Genomic DNA, 13405 nt, shown 5'->3' on the forward strand with positions numbered 1-13405 from the left:
AGGGAGGGTACGGGTCCGGTCAGGTCCGGACCCGGCACGGTGCCCCTCGCCGGGGGAATGTCCGAGGGGCAACGTGTGATCAGGGTGTCGCCAGCGCCTCCGTCGGCGGCAGCCGGGCCGCGCGCACCGCCGGATAGAAGCCCGCCAGCGCGCCGATGACCAGGGTCGAGCCGATGCCTCCGGCCATGGCCCATGCCGGGACGACCGACGGCCAGCTCTGGTAGGAGGCGTAGCCGATGGTCACCGTGATCCCCAGGGCCACCCCGCCGACGCCGCCGAGCAGGGACAGCAGCTGCGACTCGCACAGGAACTGGTTGCGGATCTGGCCGCGCGTGGCACCCAGCGACCGGCGCAGACCGATCTCGGAGCGGCGCTCCAGCACGGAGATGACCATGGTGTTGGCCACGCCGACACCGCCGACCAGCAGCGCCACGGCGCCGAGGCCCAGGAGCAGTCCGCTCAGGGTGTCGTCCGTGGCCTCCTTGGCGGCGAGCGCGTCGGAGGGCCGGGAGACGGCCACCTCGTCGGGCTTCTCCGGGTTGGCGGTGGCCCCGAGGATGCCCTGCACCTCGGAGACGTGCTCCTCCACGGCCCGTACGTGGATCTCCGTCGGGTAGCCGTCGAATCCGAGGTTCTCCTCCGCGTAGGGCCAGCCGACCAGCGCCTGGGTGTCCAGCTCCGGGACCAGCTCGTTGGGCGCGAGCACGCCGATCACGGTGAACCAGCGGTCGCCGAGCCACACCTGGATGTCGGGTCCGGCGCGGTGCACCCCGAGTTGTTCGGCGGCGCGGGGACCGAGCACCACGGACGGATAGCGGTCGTTGGCCGTGTTCAGCCAGCGGCCGTCGGTCAGTTTCGCGCCGGTCGTCTCGGTCAGGTTGGTCTTCGCCGCCTTGACGGCGATACCGCTGGTCTCGGCCTCGGGGATGTGGTCGTTGCGGTAGACCTTGGCGTCGACCTTGCCGAGCGCCGTCACCGACTCCACATCCGGGAGGTTGCCCACCATGCCCACCGACTCGCTCGGCAGATGGGAGGCGTCACCGCTGAGCGACGGCCCCGGTGTGACGGACAGCAGATTGGTGCCCAAGGCGCTCAGCCGCCGGTCCAGGTCCTCCGTGCTGGACGTGGAGATGCCCACCACGCCCACCATCGCCGCGATGCCGATGGCGATGCCCAGCGCGGACAGGAACACCCGCATCGGCCGGGCCCGCAGCCCGTACCCGCCCACCCGCAGCACATCGGCCGGACTCATCCGGGCCGGGCGGGGCCGCGCGCCGGCCGCGCGCCGGCCGGACCCCGTCACCGCTCCGCCCCGGGGGCGACGGCCGCCATCTCCCGGCCGGTGGCCGAGTCGTGCTCGATCCGCCCGTCCTTGAGCCGCACCTCGCGCGGCAGCGACGCGGCGACATCCCGGTCGTGCGTGATGACGACGACCGTGGTGCCGGCCTCGTTCAGCTCGTGCAGCAGCGCCAGCACGGTCGCGCCGGACCGGGAGTCGAGCGCGCCGGTCGGCTCGTCGGCCAGGAGCAGCGGGGGATCGCCGAGCACCGCGCGGGCGATCGCGACCCGCTGCTTCTCCCCGCCGGAGAGCTGGTGCGGCTCGTGGTACAGCCGGTGCCCGAGCCCCACCCGGCGCAGCGCCGCCTCGGAGAGCCGGCGCCGCTCGGCGCGCGGGGTGCCGCTGTAGAGCAGCCCGTCGGCCACGCTGTCCAGTACCGGGATGCCCGCGGTGAGATGGAACTGCTGGAACACGAAGCCGATCGTGCCGGCGCGCAGCGCCGACAGCTCGCGGTCGCTCAGCTCCTCGACCGGGTGGCCGTCGACCCGGACGTGCCCGGAGGTCGGGCGGCTCAGCGTGCCCATGATGTTGAGCATGGTCGACTTCCCGGACCCGGACGGCCCGACGATCGCGACCAGTTCACCGCGCCCGATCACCAGATTCGTGTCGGCCAGCGCGACGACCTCCCCGTACCGCTGGGAGACCCCCGTCAACTCGACCACATGAGGCGTCACTTGGGCACCCCCACATCCATGCCTTCCTTGATGCCCGAGCCCTTCACCTCGACCAGTCCGTTGGCGAACATCCCCAGCTCCACCGGCACCATGTCACTGCTGCCGCCGGCCGCCGGGACCTCCAGGGCGTAACCGCCGCCCGGACGCGCCATCAGCGCGTTGACCGGCACCGCGAGCACGTCCTTGCGGCTGTCGGCCTCCAGGATCACGTCGACGGACGCGGCCTGGTAGCGGCCCAGCTTCTTCTGGTCCCCGATCTTCAGCTGGACCGGCAGGGTCGCCTCGTCCGCGCCCTGGCTCTCGCCGCCGGCCCCGGTCCCGGCACCGCCGTCGTTGCCCGCGGTGCCGATGTCGGTGACCTCGCCCACCACGGTGCCGCCGTCCGGCAGCCGGACCGTGGCCTTGGAGCCCTCCCTCACCAGGTCCTCGTGCTGGGGGTCCAGGTCCATGGAGACGATCCGCTCGGTGCCCGTCCAGGTCAGCACCTCGCCGCCGGCGACCGCGCCGGGCGAGGTCCTCAGCTCCGCGACCCGCCGCGACCCCGGTGCGACCACCGCGTCCCCGGGCCGTACGGTTCCGGTCTCCTCGGCGTTCAGGTCGTCCTGCCACTCCTCGACCGCCTCGGCGGTGCCCGAGGTGTACTCGTCGTTCACCGTGAAGCCGTCGTAGCCCAGCTCGGCGAGGTTGCGCTCCAGCATCCGCACGTCGGCGCCCTCGCTGCCGGGCTCCAGCGTGCGGTAGAAGGGGATGGACCCGTACAGCAGGGGCACCTCGCGCTCGTTGACCCGGTAGACGGCGTCGCCGCGTCCGAGCGTGTCGCCCTCACCGGGCACCCAGGTGACGAACTCGCCGCCGTCGGCGGCCCGGCCGTTGCCGCCCTGCCCGCTCTGCCCGGACGCGGAGGAGGCGGAGCCGTTGGTGACGGCGGTCGGCTCACCGTGGCCCAGGGTGCCGTCCAGGGTCTCGGTGCTGGTCAGCGTCATCCGCTGGACCTTCGCGGTCGCGACCGGCCGGTCGGGGGCGGCCTGCGCCGTGGAGCCGTCGTCACCGCTGAACGCGCCCGTGGCGGCGAGTCCCGCGGCGGCGGCCACGACGATCGCGACCACCACGATGAGGGCCGTACGGCGGGTGCGGCGCCTGCGCCGGTCCGCCGGCGGCCGGCCGGCCTCCTCGGCGACGGCCGGCTGTGCCGCCTCCTCGGCGACGGCCGGTGTCCGGTCCCCGTCCTGCGTGACCGCCGGGACCCCGCCCGGCTCCACGACGGCCGGCAGGTGTTCCGTCTCGTCCCGCGTCGTCACTGGCCTCCGCCGCCCTGAATCATCATGCCTCCGCCGGGCCACTTGTCCTGGCAGGCGGAGCGGGCCTTCTGGAAGGCGGGGTCGGCCATGCTGAGGCCGGCGCCGGCGAAGTCGAGCCCCATCTGACCGCCGTTGATCTCGGGGTCCGGGAATTTCGGCACGCCGTTCTCACGGATGCACTCCGCCCAGGCGGCGACCTTCGTCGGATCGAGCGGCTCGCCGCCCTGCCCTTGGCCCTGGGCCTGCGGAGCCTTGTCACGGCAGGCCTCCATGGCGCCCTGGAACTCGGGCGAGTTGGTGTCGACGCCGCCCGCGTCCATGCGGACACCGCCGTCGGCCTGCTGGGGATCGGGGAATCCGGGTACGCCCTCCGCGCGCATGCACTCGGCGAACGCCAGAGCCTGGTCGAACGCGCTGTTCGCCGACGGTGAGGAGTCCGAGGACGCCTCACCGCCGGAGGCCGCGTTGGAATCGTCGGAACAGCCGCTGATCAGCGCGCCTGTGAGCAGCAGGGATACGGGAAGGAGCGCGCGCCCGATCAGGGCGCGACGGTGTGTGGAGAACATGCAGGGAGTTCTACGCCGGGCGCGGTTACACGCGGGGAACAACCGCGCCCGCCTCGTGCCCGGTCCCCACGCGTTATTCCCCTGTTATGGGCCCCAGGGCATCCTGACCGGCATGAGAGTGCTGATTGTCGACGACCACCTCGAACTCGCCGAGACGATCGCCGCCGGACTGCGGCAGGAAGGCATGGCCATCGACCTGGCACTGGACGGCCAGCAGGCGCTGGAGCAGGCCACCGTGTACGACTACCACGTCATCGTGCTCGACCGGGACCTCCCGCTGATGCACGGCGACGAGGTCTGCCGTGCGCTGATCAAGCACGGCTGCCGGGCCCGCATCCTCATGCTCACCGCCTCCGCCACCGTCGCCGAACGCGTCGACGGACTGAGCCTGGGCGCCGACGACTATCTGACCAAGCCGTTCGCCCTGGCCGAGCTGATCGCGCGGATCCGCGCCCTCGCCCGGCGCGCGCACCCCGCCGTCCCGCCGGTGCTCACCCACGGTGATCTGTCGTTGTCGCCCGCCGAGCACACCGCCTGGCGCGGCGGACGCCAACTCGACCTGTCCCCCAAGGAGATGGCCGTACTGGAGCTGCTGCTGGCCGCACGGGGCGCGGTGGTGTCCGCGGAGGAACTGCTCGAATGGGCCTGGGACAACGCCACCGACCCGTTCACCAACACCGTGAAGGTGACCGTCAGCCGGCTGCGCCGCAAACTGGGCGACCCGCCCGTGATCGAGACGGTGCCGCATGTCGGCTACCGCATCTGAACCGGCCGGCCGGTTCCGCATCCGCTGGTCGGCCCGGCTCCGGCTCACCCTCCTGTACGGGACGCTGTTCTTCGTCTCGGGCGCCACCCTGCTCGCCGTCACCTACCTCCTGGTCGTGCAGAGCCCCGCCTCCAAGGGCACCAAGGTCACCACCATGAACGCCTCGCGCAACCCGGCGGTCCGGGAGATCACGGCCGAGATCTCCTATGTCGCCGACCGTGAGCGCCAGGAGGCCCAGCGCACGCTGCTCACCCGGTCCGGGATCGCGCTCGGTGTGATGACCGGTGTCTCCGGTGGGCTGGGCTGGCTGGTGGCCGGGCGGGTGCTGCGGCCCGTACGCGTGATGACGGAACGGGCCCGGCGGATCTCGGCGCACAACCTGCACGAGCGGCTCGCGATGCCCGGCCCCGCCGACGACGAGCTGAAGAACCTCGGCGACACCTTCGACGGGCTGCTCGCCCGCCTGAACGTCGCGTTCGACGCACAACGACGCTTCGTCGCCAACGCCTCGCACGAGCTGCGCACCCCGCTGACCCTGCAACGTACGGTGATCGAGGTCGCGCTCAGCAAACCGGACCCGGACGTGAAGGCACTGCGGGCGGTGTGCGAGCGGGCCCTGGCGATCGGCGAGGACCAGGAGCGGCTGATCGAGGCGCTGCTGACCCTGGCGAGCAGCCAGAGCGGGGTCTTCCGGACCGAGCCGCTGGACCTCGCCGACGTCGTCACCGACGTGCTCGACGACCTCGCGCCCACCCGCCCCGGGAACGTCACCCTGGATATCTCGCTCGCCCCCGCCGCGACCGAGGGCAACACCAGTCTCCTGGAACGGCTGGTGACCAACCTGGTCGGCAACGCCCAGCGCTACACCCCGCACGGCGGCTGGATCCAGGTGACCACCGGCCTACAGGACGGGGCGCCCACGGTGCGGGTCGTGAACAGCGGACCGGTGGTCCCGCGCGAGGCCATCCCGTCGCTGTACCAGCCCTTCCAGCGGCTCGGCCACCGCTCCGCGCGCGCCGACGGACACGGTCTCGGGCTGTCGATCGTCGCGGCGATCGCCCGCGCCCACCGGGCCCGGATCGTCACCGAGCAGGGACCGGAGGGCGGGCTCGACATCACCGTCACATTCCCCCGCCGCAGGGAGGAGCTGTACGGGGTGCCTCTGTCCGATCCGCCCAGGACACCAGCGCGGGAACGGCCGGGACGGCCCGCATAGTTCGACGGCGGGGTCCATGACGCCGGATCATGCCGCGGTGCCGCATGGGCGTCCTGCTGCCGCGCATGGGGGGCAGGAATCGGCGTACAGGCTCTCTCCTCTGCGGACCATGGGCCATGTCCGATCACCAGATGTCCATGCCGCCGCATGTCGCGACACGGTGCGGGAGGTGATCCACGGACGCGTCATCCGCATCGGCCGCGAACCGTACGGTGCCCGCTCCTGCGCCGCCGCATCACCAAGACCGGGAAGGAGCCGCCCGACCCCGAACGCGACGCCAAGGCCCCACCGCCTGCCGACGACCTACCACCGCACCCACGACGCCCCCCACTTTCAGTCTCTGGAGGGGGCTTTGAGGCAGGCGTTTCCCGAACCCACCGTGGAATACGGCAAATCCGGGATCCACAACATGACCGTGCTCGATTTCGAGGTCGAGCTGGCCCCGGACGCATGGGTGGACGGAACGGCGGCGATGCCCAGGCCCGACTACGCCTACATCACCCTCATCGATGTCACCGCCGGCGAAGCCGCCGTCTTCGCCGTCTGGCTCCGTGACTCCTTCGCCCCCGCCCCGCACCTCGTACGCTTCGCCAGCAGCCTCGCCATGGCCAACGGCGAAGACACCCCGTCACCCTTGCCGGCCACGTGTGGCACCGAAGAGATCAGGGCCGTCCTGCACCACCACCTCGACGCCATAGCCCGCGTCTGGGTGCGTGAGCACCGCGATTGCGATCCGCGACGCCGTAGTTCGGTGCCGGTCGCTCGCATTGGATGACGCTTCGTATTCCCAAATTGACATCATGTAGTTAGGCTCGGCGCTCTGACGCGACCTGTGGGGGGAAGATGTCAGGGGGGATGTACGGCTGGCTGTTCGCTGCCGTGGCGGAATTCGGGCGGATGTCCAAGCTCAAGTTGTCCGGGGGTGGAGGTGACGAAGCCGCCATTCGCGGACCGCTCGAGATCTTGCTTCAGGCGGTGGGTGAGCACCACCAACAGCCCGAAGTCATGTGGCATGACGAGTTCCGCCTTGCCGACCTCGGGGTGCGACCCGACTACGCTGTCCGCGCCAACGGCGAGCTGACCGGTTACATCGAGCTCAAGAAGCCCGGCCTTCCGGTCGATCCGGATACGTTCGGCAAGGCCAATCGGGAACAGTGGGAGAAGCTGCGGAATCTGCCCAACCTGCTCTACTCCAACGGGACTGAGTGGAGACTGTTCCGGGACGGCAGACAGTTGGGGGAGACCGTCTGGTTCACCGGCTCACTGAAGAGCGCGGGGGACAGGCTCGTTCCTGCTGATCCCGGTGCCTTTGACGCTCTGCTGAAGACCTTCCTTCTGTGGAAGCCCGCTCCCATTTCCCAGGTCGCCCGTCTCGTCCAGCACGTCGCGCCGCTCTGCCGCCTCCTCCGGTCTGCCGTTCTTGAGCAATTGGCCGCAGAAGCCAAGTCCTCCAGTCCGGACACCGACATACGCGCCAGACCTTTCACCGGTCTGAAGAACGACTGGCGCAAGCTGTTGTTCCCGTCCGCCGACGATGCCACGTTCGCGGACGGCTACGCGCAGGCCGTCACCTTCGCTCTCCTGCTGGCACGCTCGGACGACCATCTGACCGAGGGCGCGAGCCTCCACGATGTCGGTCGCCTGCTGGACGCGGACCACGCGCTGATGGGACGGGCGCTGCAACTGCTCACCGGCAACGTCAATGAACGCTTCAGCGTCACCCTCCAACTGCTTCAGCGAACAATCGCCAAGGTGAACTGGTCGGCGATACGCACAGGAAACCGTGACGCCTACCTCCATCTGTACGAGCACTTTCTGACTGTCTACGACTCCGCGCTGAGGCAGAGGAGCGGCTCCTACTACACCCCGCACGAGGTCGTGGAGGACATGGTCCGTCTCACCGAGGACGTGCTGCGTACCCGACTGGGGCAGGCCGACGGCTTCGGCACGGACGAGGTACGGATCGTGGATCCTGCCATGGGCACCGGGACCTACCTCCACACGATCATCGAACGGGTGGCAGAGCAGGCCGCCGACCGCTACGGGCCCGCCATGGCACCGGACGCCATATCCCGGCTCGCATCGCGCCTCAACGGTTTCGAGTTGCAGATGGGGCCCTTCGCCGTCGCGGAGTTAAGGACGTCCGACCTCCTCAAGCGCTATGACTCGCCGTTGCCCGAGGGCGGTCTCAACCTCTTTGTCACCGACACCCTCGACAATCCCTTCGTTGAGGACGAGTACCTGCCTTCCACCTTTGGTCCGCTGTCGGACTCCCGGAGACGCGCCAACAACCTGAAGGCGAATACCCCCGTCACGGTCGTTATCGCCAATCCCCCCTATGACGACAAGGCGGAGAACCGCGGCGGATGGGTGGAGAAGGGCAGCGGGAAACACGAGGCGGCCCCGCTCGACGGCTTTCGGTATCCGGGCAACGGGCGCTACGAGCACATGCTCAAGAACATGTACGTGTACTTCTGGCGCTGGGCCACCTGGAAGGTCTTCGACGCGCACGAAGACGACCAGCACGGTGTGGTCTGCTTCATCACTCCCTCCGGGTGGGCGACCGGGCCCGGGGGCCGGGGCATGCGCGACTATCTGCGTCGTACATGCGACGAGGGCTGGGTCATCAATCTCTCCCCCGAAGGACAGCGAGCGGAAGTCGCCACTCGCGTCTTTCCCGGTGTCGCCCAGCCGCTCGCCATCTGCATCTTTGTCCGCAAGGCGGGTGCCGTGCGGAACAAGGACCACCGTGCGCGGGTCCACTACCGCTCACTCGCGGGCAGGCGTGCCGAGAAGTTCCGACAACTGCGTGAGATCGATCTGGACGACGACGGCTGGCGGGAGACGCATGCGGGAGCCGCGCGTCCCTTCACCCCACTGACCCAGTCCGGGTGGGAGGACTTTCCGGCGCTGGACGACCTCTTCCCCTGGGGCAGCCCAGGTGCGAAGTCGAATCGTTCCTGGGCCAGCGCTCCTTCCGCCGAAACTTTACGTCGACGCTGGACAACGTTTGTACGCGAGACCGACCAGACGGAGAAGGGCAAGCTGTTCAAGGAGACCCGCGACCGCACACTGAACAGTAAGAAGGAGCCATTGCCAGGACAGTCGGCTTCTCCTCTCTCGATCGGTCAGGAGACCTCCGTCAGTCCCAGACTCATTCGCACAGCGCTGCGCAGTTTCGACCGGCAGTGGCTGATCGCGGACAACCGGGTGCTCGATTACGCACGCCCTGATCTGTGGGCGTCAATGCAGGAGGGGCAGCTTTTCCTGAACCAGCAGTCGTCACATGAGATCGATTCCGGGCCGGCTGTCGTAGTAACCCATCTCATCCCTGACACGCACCATTTCAATGGGCGCGGGGGCAGGATCACGCCTGTCCTGCATCCCGACGGCTCTCCCAACATCCCGGCGGGCCTTGTGTCCTATCTGGCCCGATCGCTGGGCGCGGAACGAGTCACCGCGACTGAACTGACCGCGTACACCGTGGCCGTCGCGGGACACACCGCCTTCACCGAACGATTCGCCGAGGAACTGCTCACTCCCGGCGTGCGGTTGCCGCTGACCCGGGACAGGGCGTTATGGAATCGGGCAGTCACTCTCGGCAGTGAAATCCTATGGGCCTCGACCTACGGCGAGCGGTGCGCCGACCCAGGTGCGGGACGACCTGTTGGCCACGTCGAATTCCCCGCAGGGGATGAGCGGCAAGTCCGCTACCTCAAGAACGTCGGCAACGGGGTCCCGAGCCAACTGCGTTACGACGCCGAGGTGCAGACGCTCTACATCGGAGAAGGAGCGTTCGCCCCGGTGCCCGAAGCCGTATGGGCCTACGACGTCGGCGGCATGCGCATCATCAACAAGTGGTTCGGCTACCGCAAGGCCAGTCCCAGCAGCAAGAAGACAAGCCCGCTGGACGACATCCATGTCGAGTGCTGGCCTCAGGAATGGACCAGAGAGCTGATCGAACTGCTCTCTGTGCTGCGTCGCCTCACAGACATGGCCCCCGCTCAGGATGAGCTGCTGACCGAGATACTTGCCGCACCCGTGGTCTCGCACGCAGACCTGACTACGGCTGGAATTCTTCCGATCGCGGCTGCGAGCCGGAAGGCACGGCAACGTTCCGCAGACGTGCTCTTCCCCGAGGAGGACGTCAGCTGATCAGGATCTGCTCAATCCGAGTCACGCAAACTGGCCAGTGCTTCTTCGAAAGAGATGGAGCCCTGAGCCAGTCGCCGAACGCAACGAGCCAACGGGGACGCCTGGAGTTCGCACGCCTCGACAAGCCCGGCAACTCCGCTGAGGCGTTCCTCCGCCAACTCGTACAAAGAGCGAAAATGAATGGCCGTTCCAAGGTCGGTGGCCAGCAGTCGGCCACGGTCCCGGGCGACGAACTTCAGCCAGATCAGGGACGGGAGATCGGCGCGCACCTGGTCGGGGTCGAGGCCGCATGCGACCACGGCTTCCGCGGCGCCCCCATTGCCACCGGGGTCAGGCAGGGAGGCGGATACCAGATGGGCAAGCAGCTGCCACTGCGAGTCAGTGAGGTCTACGTGGGGCAAGGGACCCGTGGGGTGCATACCGCCATGCCTAACACATGGCACTGACATCGATGCTGATACTCAGGTTCCGGTGGTCGTGGCTCGGGCACTGACTGGCGCCCTGCTGGGCTGTCTTCCGATTGTTCTGTCCGGCTGCCGGAACCTGTTCTCATGGCTCCGGCCGGGCGGAACATGACCTGACAGGAGCTTGGCCAGAAGCCCCCTCGATGTCCTGTCTGCGCCACCCGGCCGGTGCCCACCTCCGGTTGGGAAGGCATCAACAGCATGACATCAGAGGCCGCAGCGGACACCGTGGACCAGGATGTGTTCGGCGGGGTCGACTCCCACACCGACACCCTCCGCGTCGCGGTCATCAGCGACAACGGCAGCCACCTCGCAGACGCCGAGTTCATCACCATCGCCGCCGGATACGCCGCGGCCCTGGCCTTCCTGACCGCCCACGGCAACGTGATCGCGATCGGCGTGGAAGGCACCTCCTCCTACGGAGCCGGCTTCACCCGCACCGCCCGCTCACACGGGCACCCGGTCATCGAGGTCAACCGCCCCGACCGGGCCGAACGCCGCCGCAGGTCGCGGGGCGTGAGGTGGGTTTCGGCGTGATGGGCGGCCCGCTCTCGTAGAGACCCCTCTCGCCAGCCTCCGCCGATGGGGCGCAGTCCGTAGGCCAGCACCGTGCTGGAGACCTCGTCCGGCGTGACGGACACCAGCCGCCACAACGCGCACCGACCTGCCGCGTTGCCGGGGAGGTCAGCGTCGTTGCCCAGGGTGATGCCGCGTTGGACGAGGCGGGCGAGCCAGGTGCGCGCCGTCCAGACCGTGTGCCGAACCGGTCGCCGTCGCGGCGAGTTCCCCTCGGCCCCGTGTGCCGGTGCGTTCCGGATCGAGCAGTACGGTTCCCGTTCCCTGGCCTGCCGCGCGAGTTCCCCGTGCGTATGGATCATTCTCGCCCGCCACTGCTTGCCCCCAGGTCAGTGCGTGATCAACCGGAATCTGCAGCAGTATCTCGCACCGGGCTGATGGCGTCGGCAGGCACTGGCTGACTGCGGATGGTCCCTGCTGCGGACTGCCCCTGCCGACCTGCGGCCGACCTGCTGCCAAATGTCATGTCACTCTTCCGGACATGGCGGAGCAGGGTAAGGGCGTGTTCACTGGCCATCGGACACAAGGTCGCCGCTCCTGCGCCAAGCGTTCCGGAAGAACGTGCGGGGTTGTTGACGGTCACTGTCAGTCGCAGCGGTTGCTGTGCTTTGCCGCTGTACTTATAGTTCTGTGTCCGCAGATGGTGGGACTTACCCACAAAGGCTGACGGACCGTCGTCAGACAGTCTCAGGCGAGCACGTCTTCGCGCTATCGGTTCTTCTCGCGTGATGCCCTTGCGTGCTCTGCCGCCCCTTCTTGTCTCTGCGCTGCCCGCCTTTGTGCCGCCCGGGCTTGCTTCTCCGCCGGGGTGTGCATGGCCTTCAAGAAAGCCGCCTCCGGAAGCGGCTCGTCCTCCCCGAGCCGGTCGGGGCTCGTCCCGTCGACAGCGTCATCGGGTGTACGGACTGTATCCAGCGTGTCCCGCACGTCTTCGGTCTCACGTCTTCGGTCTCTCACGTCTTCGGTCTCTATGGGTGTGTCGTACACGAATCCAGCGCCGGCGGGAGTCTGTTCGAACTCGCAGCTTTCCCGGTAGGCCCCGCGGCAGCGCCTTGAACCACCGCACCCGCCGAGAATTTTGAGACCCACGGTCTCCAGCCCTGGCCCTGGACCTTCGCCTCACCGGTCACCGCCAGAGCCACCACCACAATGCGATCGATCCCGGGAGCACGGATCATGGGTGGGAGCGATCGAAGGGACGACCACTCGTTCGGGCGCCGGCACGGGCCCGACCCGCACCGTGAGGGATCTGGAATGAGAGACTTTGCTGGGGCCAAGTGGGGCTATGTGACACGCAGAATCAACGACCGGGACGCGACCGTACCCGGTGGGTCGGTTCGCGAACCGCAGCTCGGGGATCTCGTGGTCGCCACCGTGACCCACCTCGGCGAGCTTGACCATCTGGAGGATGTCCACGGTCGGCGCGTCCGTCTCTACTCGGGCGACATCGTCGTGGGTGCGTACGGCAACCGGTATGCCACGGACTTCTACGAGGGTTACCTGCCGACCGGGCCCAACGTTCATCTGCTGACGGCGGGCGGCCTTGTGGGAACGGTCGCCTCGGCGCATACGCGACGGCTGCCACCGACCGAGTTGAAGGTGATCGGCACGCTGAACGACCGGTCCGGGATGCCACTGTCGCTGGAACACTACGCGCGGACGCCGTCGCCGCACACGGCGCCGGAGTGGGGCACTCTCGTCGTGCTCGGCTCGTCGATGAACGCGGGCAAGACCACCACGGCGTCGGCCATGGTGTGCGGCTGGACGCGAGCCGGACTGGCTGCCGGGGCGGGCAAGGTCACCGGTTCCGGCAGCGGCAAGGACCGCTGGATGTACATCGACGCGGGCGCCAGCACTGTAGCCGAATTCCTCGACTTCGGCATGTCATCCACGTTCGGCTATCCGGTCGAGCGGCTCCAGACCACGATGATCGCCATCCGTGACGCCCTGGTGGACGACGGTGCGGACGCGGTCGTCCTGGAGATAGCCGACGGGCTGCTGCAGTCCGAGACACGGGCGCTTGCCGAGTGCCTGCCCGGATTCGCCCACGGTGTCGTACTGGCGGCGGCCAACGCGCTGGACGCGGTGGCCGGGGTGACGATCCTGCGCGGACTGGGGGTCCCGGTACGCATGGTGAGTGGCCTCGTCACCGCCAGCCCCCTCGCCTCCCAGGAAGCACACGCGGCCACGGGACTGCCGGTCCTGTCCCCGCCACAGTTGGCAAACGGCGCGGCCGTGGACCTGGTGCGTGCGCCGGCCCGGCAGACCGCCGCCACGACGGGACCCTTCGCCGACGCTGCTGCCTGGGGCTGATGCCCCGTGATCCCGGCGATCGTCTACCTACCTGACGG

10 protein-coding genes and 1 pseudogene are annotated in these 13405 nt (G+C 68.8%); 6 read left to right on the top strand and 5 right to left on the bottom strand.

What is annotated here, in order from left to right; genetic code table 11:
- Nucleotides 1-79: 79 nt before the first annotated feature.
- The 4 genes from ACFYYH_RS08295 to ACFYYH_RS08310 are packed head-to-tail and all read right to left on the bottom strand — an operon-like array spanning nucleotide 80 to nucleotide 3877.
- Nucleotides 80-1252, bottom strand: coding sequence for an ABC transporter permease (locus ACFYYH_RS08295; RefSeq protein WP_388547569.1), 1173 nt, complete (start codon nucleotides 1250-1252; stop codon nucleotides 80-82).
- A 47-nt stretch (nucleotides 1253-1299) separates the two neighbouring features.
- Nucleotides 1300-2013 carry an ABC transporter ATP-binding protein gene (locus ACFYYH_RS08300; RefSeq protein ID WP_388547572.1) on the bottom strand — a complete coding sequence of 238 codons (714 nt, stop codon included), beginning with the start codon at nucleotides 2011-2013 and terminating at the stop codon, nucleotides 1300-1302.
- Entirely contained in the window at nucleotides 2010-3311 is a 1302-nt protein-coding gene (locus tag ACFYYH_RS08305) for a peptidoglycan-binding protein (RefSeq protein ID WP_388547574.1), read from the bottom strand. Before ACFYYH_RS08305 ends, ACFYYH_RS08300 begins: the two co-directional genes overlap by 4 nt.
- On the bottom strand, nucleotides 3308-3877 hold the full coding sequence (locus ACFYYH_RS08310; protein ID WP_388547577.1) for a hypothetical protein: 570 nt from the start codon (nucleotides 3875-3877) through the stop codon (nucleotides 3308-3310). Before ACFYYH_RS08310 ends, ACFYYH_RS08305 begins: the two co-directional genes overlap by 4 nt.
- A 112-nt stretch (nucleotides 3878-3989) precedes the next feature.
- Here ACFYYH_RS08310 and ACFYYH_RS08315 point away from each other — a divergent pair, with 112 nt between their 5' ends.
- The 5 genes from ACFYYH_RS08315 to ACFYYH_RS08335 all read left to right on the top strand — a co-directional run bounded on the left by ACFYYH_RS08315 (nucleotide 3990) and on the right by ACFYYH_RS08335 (nucleotide 11015).
- Nucleotides 3990-4643 (top strand): response regulator transcription factor, encoded by a 654-nt coding sequence (locus ACFYYH_RS08315; RefSeq protein WP_388547579.1) that lies wholly within the window; start codon nucleotides 3990-3992, stop codon nucleotides 4641-4643.
- Nucleotides 4624-5859 carry a sensor histidine kinase gene (locus ACFYYH_RS08320; protein ID WP_388547582.1) on the top strand — a complete coding sequence of 412 codons (1236 nt, stop codon included), beginning with the start codon at nucleotides 4624-4626 and terminating at the stop codon, nucleotides 5857-5859. Before ACFYYH_RS08315 ends, ACFYYH_RS08320 begins: the two co-directional genes overlap by 20 nt.
- A gap of 409 nt (nucleotides 5860-6268) precedes the next feature.
- Entirely contained in the window at nucleotides 6269-6634 is a 366-nt protein-coding gene (locus tag ACFYYH_RS08325) for a hypothetical protein (RefSeq protein ID WP_388547584.1), read from the top strand.
- 80 nt (nucleotides 6635-6714) lie between these two features.
- A complete protein-coding gene (locus ACFYYH_RS08330) occupies nucleotides 6715-10014 on the top strand; it encodes a type ISP restriction/modification enzyme (RefSeq protein WP_388547585.1) in 3300 nt (1099 codons plus the stop codon).
- A gap of 665 nt (nucleotides 10015-10679) precedes the next feature.
- On the top strand, nucleotides 10680-11015 hold the full coding sequence (locus ACFYYH_RS08335) for a transposase (protein WP_388547587.1): 336 nt from the start codon (nucleotides 10680-10682) through the stop codon (nucleotides 11013-11015).
- Nucleotides 11016-11122: 107 nt separating this feature from the next.
- Here ACFYYH_RS08335 and ACFYYH_RS08340 read toward each other — a convergent pair.
- Nucleotides 11123-11356, bottom strand: a pseudogene (locus ACFYYH_RS08340) (hypothetical protein); the annotation flags it as partial.
- 952 nt (nucleotides 11357-12308) lie between these two features.
- Between ACFYYH_RS08340 and ACFYYH_RS08345 the strand changes: the two are divergent.
- Nucleotides 12309-13367: a DUF1611 domain-containing protein gene (locus tag ACFYYH_RS08345; protein ID WP_388547589.1), complete on the top strand. Its 1059-nt coding sequence runs from the start codon at nucleotides 12309-12311 to the stop codon at nucleotides 13365-13367.
- Nucleotides 13368-13405: the final 38 nt, after the last annotated feature.

The sequence above is a fragment of the Streptomyces sp. NPDC002018 genome (genome assembly GCF_042890865.1).
Lineage (GTDB): Bacteria > Actinomycetota > Actinomycetes > Streptomycetales > Streptomycetaceae > Streptomyces.